The sequence below is a fragment of the Pseudomonas sp. RC10-4-2 genome (assembly GCF_050433085.1).
Classification (GTDB): Bacteria; Pseudomonadota; Gammaproteobacteria; order Pseudomonadales; family Pseudomonadaceae; genus Pseudomonas; species Pseudomonas aeruginosa.
This window is the reverse complement of record NZ_JBNPXX010000003.1, coordinates 279740-303366: the sequence shown is the minus strand read 5'-3', so window position 1 is coordinate 303366 and position 23627 is coordinate 279740. Positions and strand designations below refer to the sequence as shown.

Annotated in this window: 20 protein-coding genes; 16 read left to right on the top strand and 4 right to left on the bottom strand. The window is 68.7% G+C overall.

The features are described from left to right. Window positions 1-3 precede the first annotated feature (3 nt). Window positions 4-1398 carry a dihydrolipoyl dehydrogenase gene (gene lpdA / locus FHW81_RS16895; protein WP_003144146.1) on the top strand — a complete coding sequence of 465 codons (1395 nt, stop codon included), beginning with the start codon at window positions 4-6 and terminating at the stop codon, window positions 1396-1398. A gap of 132 nt (window positions 1399-1530) precedes the next feature. On the opposite strand, the gene FHW81_RS16890 is transcribed toward lpdA, so the two are convergent. Next, entirely contained in the window at window positions 1531-2349 is an 819-nt protein-coding gene (locus tag FHW81_RS16890; protein WP_003160264.1) for a transcriptional regulator, read from the bottom strand. Between the two features lie 168 nt (window positions 2350-2517). On the opposite strand from FHW81_RS16890, the gene FHW81_RS16885 reads away from it, so the two are divergent. The 6 genes from FHW81_RS16885 (at window position 2518) to pvcD (ending at window position 9337) form a co-directional block, all read left to right on the top strand. Next, a complete protein-coding gene (locus tag FHW81_RS16885) occupies window positions 2518-3963 on the top strand; it encodes an alanine/glycine:cation symporter family protein (protein WP_003113731.1) in 1446 nt (481 codons plus the stop codon). A 99-nt stretch (window positions 3964-4062) separates the two neighbouring features. Continuing rightward, window positions 4063-5049 (top strand): asparaginase, encoded by a 987-nt coding sequence (locus FHW81_RS16880; protein ID WP_003113732.1) that lies wholly within the window; start codon window positions 4063-4065, stop codon window positions 5047-5049. A gap of 214 nt (window positions 5050-5263) precedes the next feature. Then, entirely contained in the window at window positions 5264-6250 is a 987-nt protein-coding gene (gene pvcA / locus FHW81_RS16875; protein WP_003089256.1) for a paerucumarin biosynthesis protein PvcA, read from the top strand. A gap of 17 nt (window positions 6251-6267) precedes the next feature. Next, window positions 6268-7143 carry a paerucumarin biosynthesis oxygenase PvcB gene (gene pvcB, locus FHW81_RS16870; protein ID WP_014602931.1) on the top strand — a complete coding sequence of 292 codons (876 nt, stop codon included), beginning with the start codon at window positions 6268-6270 and terminating at the stop codon, window positions 7141-7143. A 51-nt stretch (window positions 7144-7194) separates the two neighbouring features. After that, on the top strand, window positions 7195-8697 hold the full coding sequence (gene pvcC, locus FHW81_RS16865) for a paerucumarin biosynthesis protein PvcC (RefSeq protein ID WP_003117812.1): 1503 nt from the start codon (window positions 7195-7197) through the stop codon (window positions 8695-8697). Next, the gene (pvcD, locus tag FHW81_RS16860; RefSeq protein WP_003122751.1) at window positions 8690-9337 is read left to right on the top strand and encodes a paerucumarin biosynthesis heme-binding protein PvcD; all 648 of its coding nucleotides are present in this window, start codon (window positions 8690-8692) and stop codon (window positions 9335-9337) included. The genes pvcC and pvcD overlap by 8 nt, the downstream gene beginning before the upstream one ends. A gap of 236 nt (window positions 9338-9573) precedes the next feature. On the opposite strand, the gene ptxR is transcribed toward pvcD, so the two are convergent. After that, on the bottom strand, window positions 9574-10512 hold the full coding sequence (gene ptxR, locus FHW81_RS16855) for an HTH-type transcriptional regulator PtxR (protein ID WP_003089264.1): 939 nt from the start codon (window positions 10510-10512) through the stop codon (window positions 9574-9576). Window positions 10513-11074: 562 nt separating this feature from the next. On the opposite strand from ptxR, the gene ptxS reads away from it, so the two are divergent. From ptxS to FHW81_RS16815, 8 genes are all read left to right on the top strand, one after another. Continuing rightward, window positions 11075-12097, top strand: a complete 1023-nt coding sequence (gene ptxS, locus FHW81_RS16850; RefSeq protein WP_003113738.1) for a transcriptional regulator PtxS — start codon at window positions 11075-11077, stop codon at window positions 12095-12097. A gap of 71 nt (window positions 12098-12168) precedes the next feature. Continuing rightward, window positions 12169-12951 (top strand): sugar phosphate isomerase/epimerase family protein, encoded by a 783-nt coding sequence (locus FHW81_RS16845; RefSeq protein ID WP_031631064.1) that lies wholly within the window; start codon window positions 12169-12171, stop codon window positions 12949-12951. Beyond that, complete coding sequence (locus FHW81_RS16840) at window positions 12944-13894, top strand: sugar kinase (protein ID WP_003089272.1); 951 nt, start codon at window positions 12944-12946, stop codon at window positions 13892-13894. Before FHW81_RS16845 ends, FHW81_RS16840 begins: the two co-directional genes overlap by 8 nt. 62 nt (window positions 13895-13956) lie before the next feature. Beyond that, window positions 13957-15264: an MFS transporter gene (locus FHW81_RS16835; protein WP_003113740.1), complete on the top strand. Its 1308-nt coding sequence runs from the start codon at window positions 13957-13959 to the stop codon at window positions 15262-15264. Window positions 15265-15282: 18 nt separating this feature from the next. Then, window positions 15283-16269, top strand: a complete 987-nt coding sequence (locus FHW81_RS16830; RefSeq protein ID WP_003122747.1) for a 2-hydroxyacid dehydrogenase — start codon at window positions 15283-15285, stop codon at window positions 16267-16269. 167 nt (window positions 16270-16436) lie between these two features. Beyond that, on the top strand, window positions 16437-17153 hold the full coding sequence (locus tag FHW81_RS16825) for a gluconate 2-dehydrogenase subunit 3 family protein (protein ID WP_003110746.1): 717 nt from the start codon (window positions 16437-16439) through the stop codon (window positions 17151-17153). A 2-nt stretch (window positions 17154-17155) separates the two neighbouring features. Then, complete coding sequence (locus FHW81_RS16820; protein ID WP_003110747.1) at window positions 17156-18931, top strand: GMC family oxidoreductase; 1776 nt, start codon at window positions 17156-17158, stop codon at window positions 18929-18931. An 11-nt stretch (window positions 18932-18942) separates the two neighbouring features. Beyond that, the gene (locus FHW81_RS16815; RefSeq protein ID WP_116802729.1) at window positions 18943-20262 is read left to right on the top strand and encodes a cytochrome c; all 1320 of its coding nucleotides are present in this window, start codon (window positions 18943-18945) and stop codon (window positions 20260-20262) included. Window positions 20263-20334: 72 nt separating this feature from the next. Here the strand turns inward: FHW81_RS16815 and FHW81_RS16810 are convergent, their stop codons facing one another. Continuing rightward, window positions 20335-21231 carry a LysR family transcriptional regulator gene (locus FHW81_RS16810; RefSeq protein WP_003117815.1) on the bottom strand — a complete coding sequence of 299 codons (897 nt, stop codon included), beginning with the start codon at window positions 21229-21231 and terminating at the stop codon, window positions 20335-20337. An 86-nt stretch (window positions 21232-21317) separates the two neighbouring features. Between FHW81_RS16810 and FHW81_RS16805 the strand changes: the two genes are divergently transcribed. Further along, entirely contained in the window at window positions 21318-22388 is a 1071-nt protein-coding gene (locus tag FHW81_RS16805) for a CTP synthase C-terminal region-related (seleno)protein (protein WP_003089287.1), read from the top strand. Here the strand turns inward: FHW81_RS16805 and FHW81_RS16800 are convergent. Beyond that, window positions 22352-23557: an MFS transporter gene (locus tag FHW81_RS16800; protein ID WP_003117816.1), complete on the bottom strand. Its 1206-nt coding sequence runs from the start codon at window positions 23555-23557 to the stop codon at window positions 22352-22354. The two genes, FHW81_RS16805 and FHW81_RS16800, sit on opposite strands and share 37 nt — an antisense overlap. Window positions 23558-23627 lie beyond the last annotated feature (70 nt).

Below are 23627 nucleotides of genomic sequence, written 5' to 3'. Positions count from 1 at the left end.
GCGATGAGCCAGATCCTGAAGACTTCCCTGCTGATCGTCGGCGGCGGTCCCGGCGGCTACGTCGCGGCGATCCGTGCCGGGCAACTGGGCATTCCCACCGTACTGGTGGAGGGCGCCGCCCTCGGCGGCACCTGCCTGAACGTCGGCTGCATCCCGTCGAAGGCGCTGATCCACGCCGCCGAGGAATACCTCAAGGCCCGCCACTATGCCGGCCGGTCGGCGCTGGGCATCCAGGTACAGGCGCCGAGCATCGACATCGCCCGCACCGTGGAATGGAAGGACGCCATCGTCGACCGCCTCACCAGCGGCGTCGCCGCGCTGCTGAAGAAACACGGGGTCGATGTCGTCCAGGGCTGGGCGAGGATCCTCGACGGCAAAAGCGTGGCGGTCGAACTCGCCGGCGGCGGCAGCCAGCGCATCGAGTGCGAGCACCTGCTGCTGGCCGCCGGCTCGCAGAGCGTCGAGCTACCGATCCTGCCGCTGGGCGGCAAGGTGATCTCCTCCACCGAGGCGCTGGCGCCCGGCAGCCTGCCCAAGCGCCTGGTGGTGGTCGGCGGCGGCTACATCGGCCTGGAGCTGGGTACCGCCTACCGCAAGCTCGGCGTCGAGGTGGCGGTGGTGGAAGCGCAACCACGCATCCTGCCGGGCTACGACGAAGAACTGACCAAGCCGGTGGCCCAGGCCTTGCGCAGGCTGGGCGTCGAGCTGTACCTCGGGCACAGCCTGCTGGGCCCGAGCGAGAACGGCGTGCGGGTCCGCGACGGCGCCGGCGAGGAGCGCGAGATCGCCGCCGACCAGGTACTGGTGGCGGTCGGCCGCAAGCCGCGCAGCGAAGGCTGGAACCTGGAAAGCCTGGGCCTGGACATGAACGGCCGGGCGGTGAAGGTCGACGACCAGTGCCGCACCTCGATGCGCAATGTCTGGGCCATAGGCGATCTCGCCGGCGAGCCGATGCTCGCGCACCGGGCCATGGCCCAGGGCGAGATGGTCGCCGAGCTGATCGCCGGCAAGCGTCGCCAGTTCGCCCCGGTGGCGATCCCCGCGGTGTGCTTCACCGATCCGGAAGTGGTGGTCGCCGGGTTGTCCCCGGAGCAGGCGAAGGATGCCGGCCTGGACTGCCTGGTGGCGAGTTTCCCGTTCGCCGCCAACGGCCGCGCCATGACCCTGGAGGCCAACGAAGGCTTCGTCCGCGTGGTGGCGCGTCGCGACAACCACCTGGTCGTCGGCTGGCAGGCGGTGGGCAAGGCGGTCTCGGAACTGTCCACGGCCTTCGCCCAGTCGCTGGAGATGGGCGCCCGCCTGGAAGACATCGCCGGCACCATCCACGCCCATCCGACCCTCGGCGAAGCGGTCCAGGAAGCCGCCCTGCGCGCGCTGGGACACGCCCTGCACATCTGATTCCCGCGAACCTCGGTAGCCGGCCAACCACCGGCGCACATTACCCCCTTGCCCGTCGGGCAAGGGGGCTTTTTTCGTGGCCGCGAACCGGGTCGTCAGCAGGTCTCACCGCCCTGCGCGATCCCCCGCCCCTCACTCCGTCTCCAGCAACCCATGCCGCAAGCTCCCCGCCGCCAGGCGCTGGCGAATATCCTCGTCGATCCGCGGATCGTCCGGGCGGTACAGGCGCACCTGGCGGTAGGCGTTGATCCGGTTGATTTCCGCACCGAGGTACTCCCAGACCACCCGGCTGCATGCCGGGGTCCGCCGGTCACCGCTGGAAACGCCCATCTTCAGGCCGTTCAGGCGGGTGATACGGCTCTTGAAACTGGGAATGAGGATGGTCTGGCTCATCTCGTTGAGGGTCAGCGACTCGTAGTCGATCAGGAACACCCGGTCCTGCAACTGGAAGGCCGCGCCGAGGTAGCGGCAGCGCGCCCACTCCTCCGCCTGCACGTCGGTACTGCTGGTGCGCTCCTGGCGTTCCTGGCGCTCGAAGAGGAACACGCCGTCTTCCTCGTAGAGATGCACCAGGGAGAGCAGGATGCTGCCTGGCACCGACATGCAGTTGGCATATTCGAAGTAGTAGCCGCAGTAGCGGCTCAGGTCGCCGGCCTCGGCGCGCAGCGGTTGCAGCAGCCGCAACAGCGGGTCGTTGCTGGGCTGGCGCGGCTGGGCGCTGGTGCGGGCGCCGATCAGGCGGGCGAACTGCTCGGGCGGCAAGCCCAGCTCGTAGTCCTCGACGCCGAAGAAGTCGCCGATCCGCTTGCGGTTGTACGGCGTCGGCTGGCTCTGGCCGCTGAGGTACTTGTTGAACTGTGCGCGATTGATCGCCAATTGCCGGCAAACCTCGGAAATCGAGCGGTAATGGCTGCAAAGCAGCTTGAGATTGGCGCCCAGGTGCTCGGACATCGATGGCTCCAAAACTGATGCTATGGACGCGATTCTAGCATCAGGTCGCATCAAGCAGGAGCAACCCGCGAAATTGTAACCAGGTGCGTCATGGCCAAACATGCGCCGCGCACCAAGGCGCTGCCGCAGCGCACGCCGGTACCAGAATAAGAACCGAGGTAGACCTCCATGCTTGAAATGCTCAACGATTTCCTTTCCGGAAAAGTCCTCATCGTCCTGATCGTCGGCCTGGGTGCCTACTTCACGATCCGTTCGCGTTTCGTCCAGTTCCGCCACTTCGGCCACATGTTCGGCGTATTCAGGGAATCGCTGCGCGGCCAGGCCGGCCAGCTCAGTTCCTTCCAGGCCCTGATGCTGAGCCTCGCCGGCCGGGTCGGCGCCGGCAACATCGCCGGGGTCGGCATCGCCGTGACCCTCGGCGGTCCGGGGGCGGTGTTCTGGATGTGGGTCACCGCGCTGGTCGGCATGTCCAGCAGCTTCTTCGAATGCACCCTGGCCCAGGTCTACAAGCGCAGCGACGGCGACGGCCTGTATCGCGGCGGCCCGTCCTACTACATCCAGCACGGCCTGAAGCTGCGCTCGATGGCGGTGGTCTTCGCGGTACTCCTGCTGGTGACCTACGGCTTCGCCTTCAACGGCCTGCAGTCCTACACCGTCACCCATTCGCTGCAGAACGCCTTCGGCTTCGCCCCGCAGCACACCGGGATCGCCCTGGCGGTGCTGCTCGGCGTGGTCTTCATCGGCGGCATCAAGCGCATCGCCGCGGTCTCCGACCTGCTGGTGCCGATCAAGACCCTGGCCTACATCGGCGTCACCCTGTACGTCATCGCCAGCCAGATCGAGCACGTCCCGGCAATGCTGGAAACCATCGTCAAGAGCGCCTTCGGCCTAGACCCGGCGTTCGGCGGCCTGCTCGGCAGCGCCATCGTGATGGGCGTCAAGCGTGGCGTCTTCGCCAACGAGGCCGGCCTGGGCAGCGCGCCGAACGTCGCCGCGGTCGCCGCCGTGCGCCATCCGGCGGCACAGGGCGTGGTCCAGGCCTTCAGCGTGTTCCTCGACACCTTCGTGATCTGCACCTGCACCGCCCTGCTGATCCTGCTCTCGGGCTTCTACACCCCGGGCTTCGAAGGCGACGGCATCGTCCTCACCCAGAACTCCCTGGCCGCGGTGGTCGGCGACTGGGGCCGGGTGTTCGTCAGCGTGGCCCTGTCGCTGTTCGTCTTCACCTGCATCCTCTACAACTTCTACCTGGGCGAGAACAGCCTGCAGTTCCTCAGCCGCAACCGCCTGGTGCTGATCGGCTACCGCGCGCTGGTGCTGGCCCTGGTGGTCTGGGGCTCGGTGCAGGACCTGTCCACCGTGTTCGCCTTCGCCGACATCACCATGACCTGCCTGGCCTTCGTCAACCTGATGGCCCTGGCCCTGCTGTTCAAGGTCGGCCTGCGGGTGATGCGCGACTATGACGTGCAGCGCCGCGCCGGGATCAAGCAACCGGTGTTCGACTCGGCGCAGTTCGCCGACCTCGACCTGGACCGCGAAGCCTGGCCCGCCGGCCAGCGCGCCGAGCCCCCGGCGCAGGCGGACGCCGAGCCGCTGCCGAGCGGCAATCGCTGAGTCTCGCGCAGGCGCCCTCCCCCCGGAGCGGCGCCTGCGCCACAATGGTGTCCCCTCTTCGCACGTCCGGCGCGAAAAGGCCCGACACAAGGATTACGGATGCTCCCAGTCAAGAACCTCTTCGTGCTCTACACCGGCGGCACCATCGGCATGTTGCAGACCCCGCAGGGTCTGGCCCCGGCCGGCGGCTTCGAAGCGCGCATGCGCGACCACCTGCAAAGCCTCGGCGACGCCCCGGACCTGCGCTGGCGCTTCGCCGAACTGCAACCGCCGCTGGACAGCGCCAACATGACCCAGGGCAACTGGCTGGCGATGCGCGACGCCATCGTCGCCGCGCTCGACGCCGGCCACGACGGCGTGCTGCTCCTGCACGGCACCGACACCCTGGCCTACAGCGCCGCGGCGCTGTCCTTCCTGCTCCTCGACCTGCCGATCCCGGTGCTGCTGACCGGCTCCATGCTGCCGGCCGGCGCGCCGGGCAGCGATGCCTGGGACAACCTGGTCGGCGCCCTGCGCGTCCTCCAGGAGGGCCACGCGCGCGGCGTACAGGTCTATTTCAACGATGCCCTGCTGCACGGCGCGCGAGTCAGCAAGCTGCGCAGCGACGCGTTCGACGCCTTCGCCGAACTGCCGCGACCGCGCCACGCCGAGCATGCGCCGGTGCCTGCGGCGCTCGGCTACCGCCAGCCGCGCCGGGAAGTGAACCTCGCCGTGCTGCCGCTCTATCCAGGGCTGCGCGCCGCGCACCTGCGCGGGCTGCTCGACAGCGGCGTGGAAGCGCTGCTGCTGGAATGCTATGGCAGCGGCACCGGCCCGTCCGACGACGAGGAGCTGCTGGCGCTGCTGCGCGAAGCCCACGCCCGCGGCGTGCTGCTCGCCGCGGTCAGCCAGTGCGCCTACGGCCAGGTCGAGTTCGGCGTCTACGCCGCCGGCAGCCGCCTGCGCGACGCCGGCCTGCTCTCGGCTGGCGGAATGACCCGCGAGGCGGCCCTGGGCAAGCTCTTCGGCCTGCTCGGCGCCGGCCTCGGACGCGACGAAGCGCAACGCTGGTTCGCCCTCGACCTGTGCGGCGAGAACGCCGACTGACCGCCCTGCGGCCGCCCGCCGGCGGCCGCTTCCTTCAGCCCTCCCCGCGATACGCGACAACGCCGGCGGCCCGCCCGTGCCCGGCGCCCATCGTCAAGCTTCAGCGAACAGTGTTTCCGGCCTTCCCCGGTTTATCCCCCGGCGGCGAGTCCACAGGATGTCGCCTTCCGCTGCCGGCCCCGCCGGCATCCGCCCACAAGGAGGAAACACCTGCATGTACGCCATCGCCGAAGACACCCTTCCCGCACGCGTATTGAAAGAACTGTTGCTCTATCGCCGCCGTTACCCCGAGCATCGCCAGAGCGCCAGCGAAGCGGACGAGATCCGCCGCATCGAACAGGTCCAGTTGCCGCGCATCGCCGCCTTCATCGAAGCCGGCGAGCCCATCGAATTCGTCCTGCCGGCGTTTCCGGCCAAGTCGCCGAACCCCGGCAAGGTCCTCGACAGCCGTCCGGACATGGCCGAGCGCCTGTCGCTGTCGTTCCTCAACCACCTGTGCCAGCGCATCCAGCTGTTCTATGCACCGGGCGCGAAGATCACCGTCTGCTCCGACGGCCGGGTTTTCGGCGACCTGGTGAGGATCGGCGATGCGCACATCAGCGCCTACCAGGATGCCTTGCGCCTGATGATCGAGGAGATCGGCGCCACCCATATCGGCGTGTTCAACCTGGAGGACGTACGCGCCTTCGAGGCCCAGCGCGACAACCACGAGCAGCTCCGCCAGTTGCTGATCGACGGCTACGCCGAGCCGCTGGAAAGCATCCGCGAGACCCTGCTGGCCAGCGAAGAAGGCCTGCTGCTGTACCGCGCCATCACCCGTTTCCTCTACGAGGACGGCCTGACCCCCGACTACCAGGGCTCGAAGACTGCCCTGCAACGCGACGCCAAGGAGCGCGCCTACGGGGTGATCCAGCGCAGCTGGGCCTGGGGCGCGCTGCTGGCCGACCAGTTCCCCCGCGCGATCCGCCTGTCCATCCATCCGCAGCCGGCGGACAGTCTGAAGTTCGGCATCCACATGATGCCGACCCGCGACGACTGGCTGACGCCCTGGCACGGCGTGGCGGTGAACACCGAGGACCGCTTCGTGCTGATGAAGCGCAGCGAGGTGCTGGAACTCGGCGGCGAGCTGGTGCAGATCAACGGCCAGCCCAGTCACTACCGCCTGCCGGCCAGGGCCGCCCGGCGCGCCGCCGTGGCCTGAGCCCGAGGAGCCAGACGATGAACGCCTATCTCAGCGATCAACCGGTACGTCTCTCGCCGCTGCGCGACGAACAGGGCAACCAGCCGCGCTTCGGCCTGCTGCTGGAGTCCGGCCGCCCCGGCATGCACGTCGGCGAGCTGCCGGCGCAGTGGCTCAAGGGCCTGGCTCGCAGCCACCACCTGCTGCTCCTGCGCGGCTTCGCCGCCTTCGCCGACGCCGAGAGCCTGACCCGCTACTGCCACGACTTCGGCGAAGTCATGCTGTGGCCGTTCGGCGCGGTGCTCGAGCTGGTGGAACAGGAAGGCGCCGAGGACCACATCTTCGCCAACAACTACGTGCCGCTGCACTGGGACGGCATGTACCTGGAGACGGTCCCGGAATTCCAGGTGTTCCACTGTGTCGACGCGCCCGGCGACAGCGACGGCGGCCGCACCACCTTCAGCTCGACCCCGGCGGCGCTGCAACTGGCCGACAGTAGCGAGCTGGAACTCTGGCGCCGCGCCAGCGGCCGGTACCAGCGCAGCGCGGCGCACTACAGCAGCCGCTCGGCGGCGCCGATAGTCGAGCGCCACCCGCGCCGCGAATTCCCCATCCTGCGTTTCTGCGAACCGCCGGTCGAGGGCGACGCCAGCTTCATCAACCCCTCCGAGTTCCACTACGACGGCATCGCCCCGGAACAGCGCGGCGAACTGCTCGCCAGCCTGCGCCGCTGCCTGTACCACCCGCAGGCGCATTACGCCCACCGCTGGCGCAGCGACGACCTGGTGATCGCCGACAACCTGACCCTGCTGCACGGTCGCGAGGCCTTCGTCCACCGCGCGCCGCGCCACCTGCGGCGGGTGCATATCCACGCCGAGCCGGCGCTGCGCAACCCGCACCTGCAGCGCGACTGACCGCCCCGCCGGCCGTGCGCGCCACGGCCGGCGTCCCGACAAGGAACCAGCATGAGCCATTCCGTCCCCAACGCGCTGATGACCGGCGCCGACTATCTCGACAGCCTGCGCGACGGTCGCCAGGTCTACCTCAACGGCGAACGGGTCGCCGACGTCACCCGGCACAGGGCGTTCCGCAACGCCTGCCGCAGCATCGCCGGGCTCTACGACGGCCTCCACGGCGAGCAGCGCGACGTCCTCACCCGGGTCGATGCCCAGGGCCGCCGCAGCCACCGCTTCTTCACCCCCGCGCAGAACGCCGAGGACCTGCTCGGCGCGCGCGAGGCGATCGGCTGCTGGTCGCGCATGACCTACGGCTTCATGGGGCGTACCCCGGACTACAAGGCGGCGTTCATGTCCGGGCTGGAGGCCGGCGCCGGCTTCTACGGCGACTACCGGCAGAACGCCTGCGCCTGGCACCGCGCCTTCGCCGACCGCGGGCTGTTCCTCAACCACGCGATCATCAATCCGCCGCTGGACCGCAGCAAGGCGATCCACGAGATGCGCGACGTGTTCGTCCACGTCGAACGCGAGACCGACCAGGGTATCGTCGTCAGCGGGGCGAAGATGCTCGCCACCGGCAGCGCCATCACCAACGCCACCTTCGTCGCCCCGGTCGCCTCGGCGCAGATGGAAGCCGGCAAGGCCGAGGACTTCGCCCTGGTGTTCTTCGCCCGCATGGACAACCCCGGCCTGCGCCTGATGTGCCGGCCATCCTACGAGGAGCGCGCGAGCAGTCCCTTCGACTATCCGCTGTCCAGCCGCTTCGACGAGAACGACAGCGTGCTGCTGTTCGACAAGGCGCTGATTCCCTGGGAGGACGTCCTGGTCTACCGCGACCTGCGCCGCGCCACCGGCTTCTATGCCGACTCGGGCTTCGCCAACCTGTACAACTTCCAGTCCGGCATCCGCCTCGGGGTGAAGCTGGAGCTGATGATCGGCCTGCTTTCCCTCGGCGTGCGCGCCAATGGCACCCAGGGCTTCCGCGGGATACAGGCTGCCCTCGGCGAGCTGATCGCCCTGCAGCACCTGCTGCAGGCGCTGACCACCGCCATGGCCCGCGACCCGGAGCGCAACGCCGCCGGGTCGGCGGTGCCGCGCCTGGAGTACGCCAATGCCCTGCGCATCCAGGTGCCGCAGATCTGGAAGCGGGTCCGCGAGCTGCTGGAAAGCGCCCTCGGCGGCGCCCCGCTGGTCACCGTCTCGGGCGCCGCCGACCTGCGCGACGGCGAGGCGCGGCGGCTGGTGGACAGCTACTACCGCGGTGCCGAGCTGGAGCCGGAGCAGCGCCTGAAGCTGTTCAAGCTGATCTGGGACGCCACCGGCAGCGAGTTCGGCGCGCGCCACGCGGTCTATGAGAGCCATTATTCCGGCAATGCCGAGCAGATCCGCCTCGACTCGCTGGCCTGGGCCAGCCGTCGCGGGCACCTGGCCTACTGCGAGGCGATGGTCCAGCGCTGCATGGCCGACTACGACATCCACGGCTGGCTGCGGGGGCCCTGGCAGCATGACTGAGCGCAAACGCTGGCTGGCCGGCTGCCTCTCGGCCCTGCTTTCCCTGCCGCTGGCCGCCGCCGTGCCGGGCCCGGACGCGCCCGCCGACCTGGCGCGCGGCAAGGCGATGGCGCAGAAAATGTGCTCGCGCTGCCACGACGACGACGGCAACGGCGGGCCGCGGCCGAACCGCAGCTACCCGAAGCTCGCCGGGCTCGACCGGGAATACCTGTACAAGCAGATCTACGACCTCAAGACCCAGCGCCGGCGCAACCCGGCCACCAACGGCCGCGGCGAGGAGCTGAGCGCGGCGGACGTGGTCAACGTCTCCGCCTGGTTCGCCGCCCAGCGCATGAGTGCCGGCGAGCAGACCCTGGCCGACCCGAGGCAACGCGAACGCGGCCGCCAGCTCTTCGAGAACGGCCTGGCGCAGCGCGGCGTACCGCCCTGCGTCACCTGCCACGGGCCCGCCGCCCAGGGCCTGGCGGCGCTGAAGGCGCCGCGCCTGGCCGGGCAATGGGCGGAATACCTGGCAACCCAGTTGCACGGCTTCCGCGACGGCAAGCGCGGCAACAGCGCGACCATGCGCGCGGTCGCCGGCGGCCTGGAGGATAGCGACATCCAGGCGCTCGCCGGCTACCTGGGCAGCCTGGGGCCGTAGGGCGAATAACCGCTCGCGGTTATCCGCCGCCTATCCATGACGTCGGCGGCGGATAACGCCTGTGGCGTTATTCGCCCTACGCCAGTTGGAATGGCTTGCGACCGAGATGCTGCCGAAGCCCGATCCGTAGGGCGAATAACCGCTCGCGGTTATCCGCCGCCTATCCGTGACGTCGGCGGCGGATAACGCCTGTGGCGTTATTCGCCCTACAGCCCCCCCAGCACGGATGCCCGGCCTCATTCGCTCTGCGCCAGGCGGAACGGCTCGCGACCGAGATGCTCGCGCAGCGACTCGATGAACGCCCTGACCCGCACCGGCATGTAGCGCGCCGAGGGGTACAGGGCATAGATGCCGCCCTGCGGCAGGCGCCAACCGGGCAGCAGCCGGACCAGCCGTCCGCGGGCGATCTCGCGGGCTACCAGGAAGCTCGGCAGCACGCTGACGCCGGCACCGTCGAGCACCAGGCGGTACACCGCCAGGGTGTTGTTCGCCAGCAGGCGCCCTCGGGTCTGTACCGTGGCACGCTCGCGCTGGCGTTCGAAGGTCCAGGTCCAGGGCGTGCTCAGGCGGGTATGGCCGATCCATTCGCAACGCGCCAGGTCGTGCGGCTGGAGCACCGGCGGCAGGCCGGCGAGGTATCCCGGCGTCGCCACGGCAACCTGCTGGAAGTCGCACAGCTTGCTGGCATGCAGGCCGGAGTCGCGCGGCCAGCCGATACGTACTGCGAGATCGATGCGCTGGCCGACCAGATCGCTGAACTGGTCATCGGCCAGCATTTCCACCTGGACCTTGGGAAACTGCCGGATGAACGCCGCGGAAACGCTGCTGATGTGCCACTTGACGAAGTCCTGCGGCGCGGTGATGCGCAACCGGCCACTGGGCTCGCCCTGCAGGTCGCGCACATCGGAGAGCGCGCCGTCCAGCTCGCCGAGCATGCGCTGGGCCACGCCGAACAGCAGTTCGCCGCGATCGGTAAGGGTCATGCGACGGGTGGTACGGGTCAGCAACTGGATCCCGAGGTCGGCCTCCAGGCGTCGCAACTGCTCGCTGAGTAGCGATTTCGACAAGCCCAGGGCCTCCGCCGCGGCGGTGAAGCTGTTGTGTTCGGCGACGGCGACGAAGGCATACAAGTGATTCAGGTTCAGATGATTCAATCGCTCCAGGGCGGCGCTCATCCTGTCATTCCTTAGCCGGGAAGTGGGTCCGGACGGGTCTTGTCGAAAAATCCTGCTGCGACGGAACGGCGGCATTCGACAGGACCCGCAACGATCGGTGAGCGTGATGACGCGACCGGGCGGTCAGGTCGTCGATAAAGACCGCCAGGCGCGCATAAGTTTCAGCGCGCCACCTTCGTTTTCCGATAAATGAGAACTGCTTCAGACGGTCGGCCGGGTGCTTTTCATGTCAGCGAAGCTCGCCTGATTGATCGCTTTCTACCGACAAAACCTTCTTAAAGTAGTTTCTTAAGTATTGGACAAACTTCCTTTTTATTTATGGAGATATGGCACATTCATTCCATTCGACATTAATAATTGCAAACCATCATTCGAAACGATTATTCGGTTTTCATGAACAACGTCCTGGCCTCATGCCTGGCTCGGCCCCGGTAGGCGTTTTTTTCCCGTTGACGGGCATCGGCCTTCTGGTATTTTCTGAAACCGGTTTCAACTCCTGGCATCCGCTGGCGAAGACCAGCCGGACACACCAATAAGAACAGCACCAAGAGGTACCAGGTCCGTGAATGGTTCAGTACTGCCCAGCCGTGGCCGCGTCACCATCAACCAGGTGGCCGAGGCCGCCGGCGTCTCCAAGGCCAGCGTGTCGCGCTATATCGGCGGCGACCGCCAGTTGCTCGCCGATGCCACCGCCCGGCGCATCGAGCGCGCCATCGACCAGCTCGACTACCGCCCCAACCAGATGGCCCGAGGCCTCAAGCGCGGGCGCACACGGCTGATCGGAATGCTGGTGGCGGACATCCTCAACCCCTACTCCGTGGCCGTCATGCATGGCGTGGAAACCGCCTGCCGCGAACACGGCTACAGCCTGGTGGTGTGCAATACCGACCGCGACGACGAGCAGGAGCGTCATCACCTGGCCGCCCTGCAGTCCTACAACGTCGAAGGACTGATCGTGAACACCCTCGGCCACCATCCCGGCGAATTGCGCGCCCTGCACCGCGAACTGCCGATGGTGCTGGTGGACCGCCAGTTGGCCGAGCTGGATACCGACCTGGTCGGCCTGGACAACGCCGACGCCGTCGAACAGGCCCTCGACCACCTGCAGCACCGCGGCTTCCGCGACATCCTGCTGGTCACCGAACCGCTCGACGGCACCAGCTCGCGGATCGAGCGGGTCCAGGCCTTCAATGCCTCCATCGGCCGGCGACCGGCGCTCAAGGGCCAGGTCCTGCAAACCGACGACTTCTTCCGCGACGGCCTGCGCGCCTTCCTTTCGGCCAGCGGCCCCGGGCCGAAGGCGCTGTTCACCTGCAACGGCGTCGCCACCCTCTGCGCCACCCGCCAACTGCGCGACCTCGGCTGCCGGCTGTTCGATGAGGTCGGCCTACTGGCCCTGGACGAACTCGACTGGTACCCACTGGTGGGCAGCGGCATCACCGCCCTCGCCCAACCCACCGACGAAATCGGCCGCACCGCCTTCGAGCGCCTCCTGGCGCGACTCGAAGGCGACCGCGAGCCGGCGCGCCGGGTGACCTTCCCGGCGCAACTGATCGTTCGCGGCTCGACCCATCCACGCGGCTAGCGGCCCGCCGCCGGCGCGTTGCCGGCGGCTTTCGCACGGCTTGAAATGAAACCGGTTTCAGAGGATCGCCAATGTCCCTTCACCCCGTCTCCATCAGTCTTTCCAGCTATGGCGCGGACCTCGTTCGCAGTCGCGGCCAGGCCAGCTTCCTGCCCTTGCTGGCGATGGCCGGCGCGCAGCGCGTGGAACTGCGCGAGGAACTCTTCGCCGGCCCGCCGGATACCGAGGCGCTGACCGCCGCCATCCAGTTGCAGGGGCTGGAGTGCGTGTTCTCCTCACCCCTCGAGCTGTGGCGCGAAGACGGCCAGTTGAACCCCGAGCTGGAGCCGACCCTGCGCCGCGCCGAAGCTTGCGGAGCCGGATGGCTCAAGGTCTCGCTCGGCCTTCTGCCGGAACAGCCCGATCTCGCCGCCCTCGGCCGGCGCCTGGCGCGCCACGGCTTGCAACTGCTGGTGGAGAACGACCAGACGCCCCAGGGCGGCCGGATCGAGGTGCTGGAACGCTTCTTCCGCCTCGCCGAACGCCAGCAGCTGAACCTGGCGATGACCTTCGACATCGGCAACTGGCGCTGGCAGGAGCAGGCGGCCGACGAAGCCGCCCTGCGCCTTGGCCGCTATGTCGGCTACGTGCACTGCAAGGCGGTGATCCGCAACCGCGACGGCAAGCTGGTCGCGGTGCCGCCGTCGGCCGCCGACCTGCAGTACTGGCAGCGCCTGCTGCAGCATTTCCCGGAAGGCGTGGCGCGGGCCATCGAATACCCGCTGCAGGGCGACGACCTGCTCAGTCTCAGCCGCCGGCACATCGCCGCCCTCGCCCGCCTCAGCCAGCCCCAGGAGGAACGCCAGCATGGCTGACTTCGAGATCCTCTGCTTCGGCGAGACCATGGCCATGTTCGTCGCCGAACAGCCCGGCGAACTGGACCGGGTCGAGCAGTTCGGCAAGCGCATCGCCGGCGCCGACAGCAACGTCGCCATCGGCCTCGCCCGCCTCGGCTTCGCGGTGGCCTGGCTGAGCCGGGTCGGCGACGACTCGCTCGGCCGCTTCGTACTCGACAGCCTGACCCGCGAGGGCCTCGACTGCCGCTTCGTCGAGGTCGACGCGCAAGCGCCCACCGGGTTCCAGATGAAGTCCCGCGAGGTCGATGGTGCCGACCCGCGGGTCGAGTACTTCCGCCGCGGCTCGGCGGCCAGCCGGCTGGGCCTCGCCCATATCCGCGAAGAAATGCTCGGCGCCCGCCACCTGCACGCCACCGGCATTCCGCCGGCACTCTCGGCGAGTGCCTGCGAACTGTCCCACGAACTGATGCGGCGCATGCGCGGCAAGGGCGCCAGCCTGTCCTTCGATCCCAACCTGCGGCCCTCGCTGTGGCCCAGCGAGCGCCGCATGATCGCCGAGATCAACGCCCTCGCCGCGCATGCCCACTGGGTCCTGCCGGGCCTGGAGGAAGGCCGCCTGCTCAGCGGCTGGCAGGAACCCGCGGATATCGCCGCGTTCTACCTGGACATGGGCGTCGACGCGGTGGCGATCAAGCTCGGCCCGAGCGGCGCCTACTATCGCGATGCCCACGGCGAAGGGCTGGTCCCCGGCGTGCCGGTGGCGACCGTGGTGGACACCGTGGGCGCCGGCGACGGCTTCGCGGTCGGGGTGGTCAGCGCGCTGCTGGAAGGCCTGCCGCTGCCCGACGCGGTGGCGCGCGGCAACTGGATCGGCAGCCGCGCGGTACAGGTCCGCGGCGACATGGAGGGGCTGCCGAAACGCAGCCAACTGCTCGACCGCGAGCGCCGCAGGAGCGCCTGAACCCGCCGCCCACGCGGCACCTGTTGCGACAAGAACAAGACAAGCTCAGGAGATACCCGACCATGACCATGCCTCGCCTCGCCAGCAGCCGCTGGTGGTACATCATGCCGATCGTTTTCGTCACCTACAGCCTGGCCTACCTGGACCGCGCCAACTACGGCTTCGCCGCCGCCTCCGGGATGGCCGACGACCTGCGGATCACTCCCGGGCTGTCCTCGCTGCTGGGCGCGCTGTTCTTCCTCGGTTACTTCTTCTTCCAGGTGCCGGGGGCGATCTACGCGGAAAAGCGCAGCGTCAAGAAGCTGATCTTCGTCAGCCTGATCCTCTGGGGCGGACTGGCCACCCTGACCGGGATGGTCGCCAACGTCTATCTGCTGATCGGCATCCGCTTCCTCCTCGGCGTGGTCGAGGCGGCGGTGATGCCAGCGATGCTGGTCTACCTCTGCCACTGGTTCACCCGCGCCGAGCGCTCGCGGGCGAACACCTTCCTGATCCTCGGCAACCCGGTGACCATCCTCTGGATGTCGGTGGTCTCCGGCTACCTGGTGGAGCATTTCAGCTGGCGCTGGATGTTCATCATCGAAGGCCTGCCGGCGGTGATCTGGGCCTTCATCTGGTGGCGCCTGGTGGATGACCGCCCGCGCCAGGCCGCCTGGCTGAGCGGCTCGGAAAAACGCGACCTGGAAGACGCCCTGGCCGCCGAGCAGCAGGGCATCAAGCCAGTGAAGAACTACCGCGAGGCGTTCCGTTCGCCAAAGGTCATCGTCCTCTCGCTGCAGTACTTCTGTTGGAGCATCGGCGTCTATGGCTTCGTCCTCTGGCTGCCGTCGATCCTCAAGCACGGCGCCAACATCGACATCATAGAAGCCGGCTGGCTGTCGGCGCTGCCCTACCTGGCGGCGGTGATCGCCATGCTCGGGGTGTCCTGGGCCTCGGACCGGTTGCAGAAACGCAAGCGTTTCGTCTGGCCGCCGCTGCTCATCGCGTCCATCGCCTTCTACGGTTCCTACGCCCTCGGCAGCGAGCACTTCTGGCTGTCCTACGCCCTGCTGGTGCTGGCCGGGGCCTGCATGTACGCGCCCTACGGACCGTTCTTCGCCATCGTCCCGGAAGTCCTCCCGGCCAACGTCGCCGGCGGCGCCATGGCGCTGATCAACAGCATGGGCGCGCTGGGCTCGTTCTCCGGCTCCTGGCTGGTCGGCTACCTGAACGGCATCACCGGCGGGCCCGGGGCTTCCTATCTGTTCATGAGCGGAGCGCTGCTGCTGTCGGTGCTGCTCACCGTGTTCCTCAACCCGCACGCCGACAAGCGCGAGCCCGATGCCGCTCGCGCGCACGCCTCGCGGCGGGCGGCGCCGGCCCACCCCTGACCGACTCCGGAGCATCCGATGAAGAAAGTGGTTCTCTACAAACGTCTCTCCGCGCCCCTGATGGAACGCCTGCGCGAACGGGTCGAGGTGCTCCTGGTCGAGGAGCCCGGCCGCGACGGCCTGGCCCGCCTGCGCGACGCCCTGCCCGAGGCCCACGGCCTGCTCGGCGCCAGCCTGCGCCTGGACGCCGGACTGCTCGACCTGGCACCGCGACTGGAAGCCATCGCCAGCGTCTCGGTGGGCGTCGACAACTATGACATCGACTACCTCGACCGCCGCGGCATCCTCCTCAGCAATACCCCCGACGTGCTCACCGAGACCACCGCCGACACCGGCTTCGCGCTGATCCTGGCGACAGCCCGGCGGGTAGTGGAACTGGCCGGCTGGGTGCGCGCCGGGGAATGGAAGAAGAGCGTCGGCGCCGCCCAGTTCGGTACCGACGTGCATGGCAAGACCCTCGGTATCGTCGGCATGGGCCGCATCGGCGAGGCCCTGGCCCGGCGCGGGCACCACGGCTTCGGCATGCGCGTGCTGTACCACAGCCATAGCCCGAAGCCCCACGTCGAAGAACGCTACGCAGCGAGCTACCGCCCCCTCGACGCGCTGCTCGAGGAATCCGACTTCGTCTGCCTGACCCTGCCGCTGACCGCCGCCACCGAAGGCCTGATCGGTGCCGAGCAGTTCGCCCGGATGCGCCCGCAGGCGATCTTCATCAACATCTCCCGTGGCCGGGTGGTCGACGAGGCGGCCCTGATCGAGGCCCTGGCCCAGCGGCGGATCCGCGCCGCCGGCCTCGACGTGTTCGAGCGCGAGCCGCTGTCTCCCGACTCGCCGCTGCTGCGCCTGCCGAACGTGGTGGCCACTCCGCACATCGGCTCGGCCACCGAGGAAACCCGCGAAGCCATGGCCCGCTGCGCGGTAGACAACCTGCTGGCCGCCCTCGCCGGCGAGCGGCCGCTGAACCTGGTCAATCCTTCGGCCTGGGCGCGACGGCGAGGCGCCTGAAGGCCGCGCCGGGCCGACGCCCGGCGCGCCGTTCTGCTTCACTTGCCGGTATTGGCCTGCCTGAATCCTTGCTGAAACGTTTTTTCAACGTGACACATGAACTTATAATTAGCCTGCTAATCATTATCAGAAAGACGAAACCGTGATGATCCAGAGAGGACCCCACCATGCCCGATGACAAGGCCGTCAACGGCCGCCGCGACTTCCTGCGCAAGACCCTGACCGTGATCCCGGCGGTGACCCTGGCCGGCTATGGCGTCGGCCATGCCATGCAGACGCCCGCCGCCGAGCAGGACAAACCCCGCGAACGCTACCAGCCTCGCTTCTTCACCAACACCGAATGGGCTTTCGTCAACGCCGCGGTGGCGCGACTGATCCCCAGCGACGACAACGGCCCCGGCGCCATCGAGGCCGGGGTGCCGGAGTTCATCGACCGACAGATGGAAACCCCCTACGGGCACGGCGCACTCTGGTACATGCAGGGGCCGTTCGTCACCGACGCCGCGCCGGAGTTCGGCCATCAGTTGAAGCTGGTGCCACGCGACATCTACCGGGTCGGCATCGCCGCCCTGGAACGCTGGAGCAAGGCCAACCAGGGCAAGCCGTTCGCCGAGCTGGAGCCGTCGGCGCAGGACGACATCCTGCAACGCCTGGAAGCCGGCCAGATCGACCTGCAGGACCTGCCGGCCAAGCTGCTCTTCGGCCAGTTGCTGCAAAACACCCACGAAGGCTTCTTCTCCGATCCGCAGCACGGCGGCAATCGCGGCCTGGTGGGCTGGAAGCTGGTCGGTTTCCCCGGCGCCCGCGCCGACTTCATGGACTGGGCCGACCGCGGCGAGAAGTATCCCTTCCCGCCGGTGGCGATTTCCGGCGAGAGGGGTTGAACATGGCGACGACACTCAAACCGGTGGACGCGGTGGTGGTCGGCTTCGGCTGGACCGGAGCGATCCTGGCCAAGGAGCTGACCGAGGCCGGGCTCAACGTGGTGGCGCTGGAGCGCGGCGAGAACCGCGATACCTATCCCGACGGCGCCTACCCGAACACCCTCGACGAGCTGACCTACAACACACGCGGCAAGCTGTTCCAGAATCTCTCCAAGAGCACCGTGAGCATCCGCCACGGGATCAACGACACCGCGCTGCCCTACCGTCAGCTCTCCGCCTTCCTTCCCGGCGACGGCGTCGGTGGCGCCGGCCTGCACTGGTCCGGCGTGCATTTCCGGATCATGCCCGAGGAACTGCGCCTGCGCAGCCATTACGAGGAACGCTACGGCAAGAAATTCATCCCCGAAGGCATGACCATCCAGGACTACGGGGTCAGCTACGAAGAGCTGGAGCCGCACTTCGATTTCGCCGAGAAGGTCTTCGGCACCTCCGGCACCGCGCATACGGTCAAGGGCCAGGTGGTCGGCAAGGGCAATCCGTTCGCCGCCGACCGCTCGGACGACTTCCCGCTGCCGGCGCTGCGCCAGGTGTACTCCGCGCAACTATTCCGCAAGGCCGCCGAGGAACTCGGCCTGCACCCCTACGACCTGCCGGCGGCCAACGCTTCGGGGCCCTGGACCAACCCCTACGGGGTGCAGATGGGGCCGTGCAACTTCTGCGGCTTCTGCAGCGGCTACGCCTGCTACATGTATTCCAAGGCCTCGCCGAACCTGAACATCCTGCCGGCGCTGCGCCAGACCCCGCTGTTCGAACTGCGCGCCAACTGCAACGTGCTCAAGGTCAACCTCGACAGCGACGGCAGGCAGGCCACCGGCGTGACCTACGTCGACGCCCAGGGGCGCGAGATCGTGCAGCCGGCGAAGCTGGTGATCATCAGCGCCTTCCAGTTCCACAACGTGCGCCTGCTGCTGCTCTCCGGCATCGGCAAGCCCTACGACCCGCGCACCGGCGAGGGCGTGGTGGGAAAGAACTTCGCCTACCAGAACATGGCCACCATCAAGGCGTTCTTCGACAAGGACGTGCATACCAACCCCTTCGTCGGCACCGGCGGTGGCGGCGTGGCGGTGGACGACTTCAACGCCGACAACTTCGACCACGGACCGCTGGGCTTCGTCGGCGGCTCGCCGATGTGGGTCAACCAGGCCGGCTCCAAGCCGATCGGCGGCCTCGCCGTGCCGCCCGGCACGCCGAGCTGGGGTAGCGGCTGGAAACAGGCGGTCAAGGACGCCTACACGCACACCGTGTCGATGGACGCCCACGGCAGCAACATGACCTACCGCGACAACTACCTCGACCTCGACCCGACCTACAAGGACGCCTACGGCCAGCCACTGCTGCGCATGACCTTCGACTGGAAGGACAACGAGATCCGCATGAGCCGCTACGTCACCGAGCACATGCGCAAGATCGCCGAAGCGATGAACCCGAAGGCCATCTCGGTGAGCGTCAAGAACTTCGGCGACCACTTCAATACACGGGTCTACCAGACCACCCACCTGCTCGGCGGGGCGATCATGGGCAGCGATCCGAAGACCAGTGTGCTCAACCGCTACCTGCAGAGCTGGGACGTGCACAACGTCTTCGTCATGGGCGCCTCGGCCTTCCCCCAGGGCACCGGCTACAACCCCACTGGGCTGGTGGCGGCGCTGGCCTACTGGTCGGCCAAGGCGATCCGCGAGCAATACCTGAAGAACCCCGGTCCGCTGGTGCAGGCATGAGGAGCGCAACGATGAAACCGACAGCCTTCCTCGCCCTCTCCGCCCTCGCCTGCGGCATCGCCCAGGCCGCCGCAGCGCCGGACCCGGCCCTGGTCAGGCAGGGTGAATACCTGGCCCGCGCCGGCGATTGCGTGGCCTGCCACACCGCCAGGGACGGCAAGCCGTTCGCCGGGGGCCTGCCGATGGAAACGCCGATCGGCGCGGTGTACTCGACCAACATCACCCCGGACCGCAAGACCGGCATCGGCGACTACAGCTTCGAGGACTTCGACCGTGCCGTGCGCCACGGCGTGGCCAGGTCCGGCGACACGCTCTACCCGGCGATGCCCTACCCGTCCTACGCGCGAGTCAGCGAAGCGGACATGCGCGCCCTCTACGCCTACTTCATGCATGGCGTGGAGCCGGTGGAGCAGCCCAACAAGGCCAGCGACATCCCTTGGCCGCTGTCGATGCGCTGGCCGCTGGCATTCTGGCGCTGGACCTTCGCTCCCGAGGTGAAGGACTTCCAGGCCGCCGCCGGGCAGGACCCGGTGCTGGCGCGCGGCTCCTACCTGGTCGAAGGCCTTGGCCACTGTGGCGCCTGCCATACCCCGCGTGGGCTGGGCATGCAGGAGAAGGCCCTGGCGGCGAGCGATGGCGCGGCCTACCTGTCCGGCAGCGCGCCGCTGGAGAACTGGATCGCCAAGAGCCTGCGCGGCGACCACCGGACCGGACTGGGCAGCTGGAGCGAAGCCGACCTGGTCAGCTTCCTGCGTACCGGCCGCAGCGAGCGCAGCGCGGTGTTCGGCGGCATGTCCGACGTGGTGGTGCACAGCATGCAGTACATGACCGACGCCGACCTCACCGCCATCGCCCGCTACCTCAAGTCGCTGCCGCCGGCGGACCCCGCCGACCAGCCGCACGTCTACGACGAGAGCGTGGCCCAGGCACTGTTCCACGGCGATGACAGCAAGACCGGCGCGGCGCTCTACGTCGACAACTGCGGGGCCTGCCACCGCACCGACGGCAAGGGCTATGCGCGGGTCTTCCCGGCCCTGGCCGGCAACCCGGTAGTGACCGGCAGCGACCCGACCTCCCTGGTGCACATCGTGCTCAAGGGCGGCACCCTGCCGGCCACCCACCAGGCACCGTCGAGCTTCACCATGCCGCCGTTCGGCTGGCGGATGAACGACCAGGAGATCGCCGACGTGGTCAACTTCATCCGCACCAGCTGGGGCAACCAGGCGCCAAGCGTCAGCGTCGACGAGGTCAGGCGCCTGCGCAAGGACACCGGCGCGGCGGCGGTGGGCGACATTCCGCCGCCGGGATCGGCCGCGGCGGATCGCGGCTGAGCGCCAGGCCTGCCATTCCAGCCCCTCTCCCGCTCGCGGGAGAGGGTTGCCATACCAGGCACGGCCACCCCTTCACTCATCTCCCAATCGCACATGCCGCCCCAGCTCGTCGAACAACGCGACCACCGAGCGCAACGCCCGGCAGTCCGGACGGGTCAGCAGCCACAGGGCGCTGGCGCAGCCCTCGAGGTCGGCGTCCAGTACCCGCAGGCCGTCGCCGTCGCGTAGCAGGTAGGCAGGGATCGCCGCCAGGCCGAGGCCGGCGCGGGCCATCTCGGCGACCGCCAGCACGCCGTTGCAGCGGTAGGCCGGCAGCACCCCGGGATAGTGTCGACGACGCCAGACCACGCTCGGGTGGTCGGGAAGGAAATCGTCCGGGGCGATCCAGTGCAGCATGGCGGGCTCCGTCGCGTCGCGGCCCTCCAGGTAGCGTTCGCTGGCGCAGAGCACGTAGCGCACCTCGCCGAGGTTGCGCCCGACCAGGTGTTCCGGCGGCGTGCGGGTCATGCGCAGGGCGATGTCGGCGTCGCGCCGGCTGAGGTTGGCAAAGTCGTTGGAGGTCGCCAGCTCCAGTTGCAGGGCCGGATAGCCAGGCATGAAGCGCGCCAGCGCCGGCAGCAGCAGGCCATGCAGGACGGCGTCGGAGCAGGTCATGCGCACGGTACCGCTGAGCACCTCGCGCTCCAGTTCGAGGCCGATGCGCGCCGCCTCCAGCGCCTGCTCCGCCAGTTCCGCCTGCTGCGCCAGACGGCGGGCGGTCTGGTTCGCCAGGTAGCCGCTGCGGCTTTTGTCGAACAATGCCTTGCCGAGGTTCTTCTCCAGCCGGCGGATGGCCCGGAAGACCGTCGACACATCGACCCTGAGCAACTCTGCGGCCCGCGCCAGGCTGCCGCCGCGAACCAGGGCGAGGACCAGGGCAAGATCGGCATGGTCCAGGCGATATTGCAGCGGTGCATTCATCTTTTGCATTGGCGCCGATATCGAGTGCGGAAACGCAACTATAGAGTGAGCGCCAGGGCCCGCCAACCGGCGTGGCGAAACTGGAGCGAAAACGGATGTCCACCCCTCCCGCGGCGCCGCTGCGCATTGCCCTGGTCGGCGACCACGACCCGCACATCACCGCCCACCGGGCGATTCCCCTGGCCCTGCGCCTGGCCGGCGAGGCACTCGGCCTGGAGATCGCATTCGACTGGCTGGCCAGCGACCGCCTGCCCGCCGAGCCGGCGCTGGAGCGCTATGACGGGTTCTGGTGCGTGCCGGGCAGCCCCTATCGCGACGCCGACGCGGTGCTGCGCCTGATCGCCCATGCCCGGGGCCGGCGCCGGCCGTTCCTCGGTACCTGCGCCGGCTTCCAGCACACGATCCTCGAGTTCGCCCGCAACGCCCTCGGCTGGCAGGCGGCGACCCATGGTGAGGAGCATCCGCACAGCGACCAGGCGGTGATCGCCGCCCTGCCCTGCGCTCTGCTCGAAGCCCGCGAGGAAGTCCGCCTGCTGCGCGGCTCGCGCCTGGCCCTGGCGTATGCCGCCGACTGGATCGAGGCGGACTACCATTGCCGCTACGCAATCGCCCCGCGCTTCGCCGCGGAACTTACCGGCGGCGCACTGCGGGCCAGCGCCTGGAGCGCCGACGGAGCGATCCGCGCGGTGGAGCTGGAACAGCATCCGTTCTTCGTCGCCACCCTGTTCCAACCCGAGCGGGCAGCCCTGGCCGGCGTCCTGCCGCCACTGCCGAAGGCATTCGTCGAGGCGTGCCGGACGCAGCGCCGCGACCGCCCCCGGCGCGGCCCGACACCTTATTACGCAGTGATCTTCAGCTCCCATCGCAGCGCCGTCGACGACGGCTACGCCGAAGCGGCCGAGCGCATGCTGGAACTGGCCAGCCGCCAGCCGGGCTATCTCGGCGTGGAGTCGGTCCGCGGCGCCGACGGTTTCGGCATCACCGTCTCCTACTGGGACAGCGAGGCGGCGATCCGTGCCTGGAGCCGCCACGCGGAGCACCGCGACGCCCAGGCGCGCGGCCGGCGCGACTGGTACGCCGGTTTCAGCGCGCGGATCGCCCGGGTCGAACGCGAATACGCCTTCCCGGCTCAGCCGGACACCGCGCAGTCTCCGGCCTCGTCCTGAGCCAGCACCCGGAAGCAGGCCAGGGCCAGCAGCCAGGCCAGCCAGCCGGCGCCGACCGCGACGAGGAAACCGCTGGCGGCGCCGTAGCCCTCCACCACCCAACCGGCCAGCGCCGAGCCCAAGGCCATGCCGATGCCCAGCCCGGTGATGGCCCAGGTCAGGCCTTCGGTGAGGCGCGCCGGGTCCACCGCGCGCTCGACCAGGCCCATGGCCAGGATCATCGTCGGCGCCACGCTGAAGCCGGCCACCAGCACGGTCAGGGCAAGCGCAAGGATGCTCTCCACCCCTAGCAGCGGCATCAGGCTCAGGGCCATCAGCGTAACCATGCAGAGCAGTTGCCGGGAAAGCGCCAGGCGCCAGCGCAGCAGCCCGAACAGCAATCCCGCGAGACATGAGCCGACGGCATAGACCGACAACACCAGGCTTGCCGCAGCCTTGTTGCCGTGCGCCTCGGCGAAGGCCACGCTGACCACTTCCACCGCGCCGAAGATCACCCCGATGGCGGCCAGCACCAGCGCCAGCACGCGTACCGCCGGATAGGCCAGCGCGCTGCCGGCGCGGCGCCGCGGATGGGCATGCAGCGGCGGTTCGGTGCCGCGTTGCAGGCTGAACAGGCTCACCCCGGCGACCAGGAACAGCGTCGCCAGCAGCGGCCCCGCCTCGGCGAACCAGCCGACGCTGAGGCTCACCGCCAGCACCGGCCCGATGATGTAGCACACCTCGTCCATCACCGATTCGAAGGAAAACGCCGTGTGCAGCTTCGGCGAGCCCCGGTACAGCTCGGTCCAGCGCGCCCGTACCATGGCCGGCATGCTCGGCATCGCCCCGGCGAGCAAGGCGAACAGGTAGAGCCAGGCATTCGGCGCTCGATAGTGCGTACACAGCAACAGCGCGCTCATCGCCAGGGCGCTGGCCAGCGCGGCCGGGAGCAGCACCCGGCCCTGGCCGAAGCGGTCCACCAGGCGCGATACCTGCGGCGCGAGCAAGGCATTGCAGAACACGAAGGTGGCCGCCACGGTACCGGCCAGCCAGTAGTCGGCATGCACCTGGGAAAGCATGGTGACGATGCCCAGGCCGGTCATCGACAGGGGCATCCGCGCCAGCAGGCCGGCGGCTGAAAAGCCCTTGGCGCCGGGCGCGGCGAACAGTTCGAGATAGGGGTTGCTCATGGAAAGCCTCGGCTGGCCGGCTCCAGCGGAACCGGCGACGACGGGAGAAGACGAAATTAACATACGCTGC

Coding starts and splice junctions, on each gene's coding strand:
- FHW81_RS16830 (WP_003122747.1), top strand. CDS start 15,283: ATGAAGAAAGTGGTTCTCTACAAACGTCTCTCCGCGCCCCTGATGGAA.
- FHW81_RS16825 (WP_003110746.1), top strand. CDS start 16,437: ATGCCCGATGACAAGGCCGTCAACGGCCGCCGCGACTTCCTGCGCAAG.
- FHW81_RS16800 (WP_003117816.1), bottom strand. CDS start 23,557: ATGAGCAACCCCTATCTCGAACTGTTCGCCGCGCCCGGCGCCAAGGGC.
- FHW81_RS16810 (WP_003117815.1), bottom strand. CDS start 21,231: ATGCAAAAGATGAATGCACCGCTGCAATATCGCCTGGACCATGCCGAT.
- FHW81_RS16880 (WP_003113732.1), top strand. CDS start 4,063: ATGCTCCCAGTCAAGAACCTCTTCGTGCTCTACACCGGCGGCACCATC.
- FHW81_RS16815 (WP_116802729.1), top strand. CDS start 18,943: ATGAAACCGACAGCCTTCCTCGCCCTCTCCGCCCTCGCCTGCGGCATC.
- pvcB (WP_014602931.1), top strand. CDS start 6,268: ATGAACGCCTATCTCAGCGATCAACCGGTACGTCTCTCGCCGCTGCGC.
- FHW81_RS16835 (WP_003113740.1), top strand. CDS start 13,957: ATGACCATGCCTCGCCTCGCCAGCAGCCGCTGGTGGTACATCATGCCG.
- FHW81_RS16840 (WP_003089272.1), top strand. CDS start 12,944: ATGGCTGACTTCGAGATCCTCTGCTTCGGCGAGACCATGGCCATGTTC.
- pvcC (WP_003117812.1), top strand. CDS start 7,195: ATGAGCCATTCCGTCCCCAACGCGCTGATGACCGGCGCCGACTATCTC.
- FHW81_RS16845 (WP_031631064.1), top strand. CDS start 12,169: ATGTCCCTTCACCCCGTCTCCATCAGTCTTTCCAGCTATGGCGCGGAC.
- FHW81_RS16805 (WP_003089287.1), top strand. CDS start 21,318: ATGTCCACCCCTCCCGCGGCGCCGCTGCGCATTGCCCTGGTCGGCGAC.
- pvcA (WP_003089256.1), top strand. CDS start 5,264: ATGTACGCCATCGCCGAAGACACCCTTCCCGCACGCGTATTGAAAGAA.
- pvcD (WP_003122751.1), top strand. CDS start 8,690: ATGACTGAGCGCAAACGCTGGCTGGCCGGCTGCCTCTCGGCCCTGCTT.
- FHW81_RS16885 (WP_003113731.1), top strand. CDS start 2,518: ATGCTTGAAATGCTCAACGATTTCCTTTCCGGAAAAGTCCTCATCGTC.
- lpdA (WP_003144146.1), top strand. CDS start 4: ATGAGCCAGATCCTGAAGACTTCCCTGCTGATCGTCGGCGGCGGTCCC.
- ptxR (WP_003089264.1), bottom strand. CDS start 10,512: ATGAGCGCCGCCCTGGAGCGATTGAATCATCTGAACCTGAATCACTTG.
- FHW81_RS16820 (WP_003110747.1), top strand. CDS start 17,156: ATGGCGACGACACTCAAACCGGTGGACGCGGTGGTGGTCGGCTTCGGC.
- FHW81_RS16890 (WP_003160264.1), bottom strand. CDS start 2,349: ATGTCCGAGCACCTGGGCGCCAATCTCAAGCTGCTTTGCAGCCATTAC.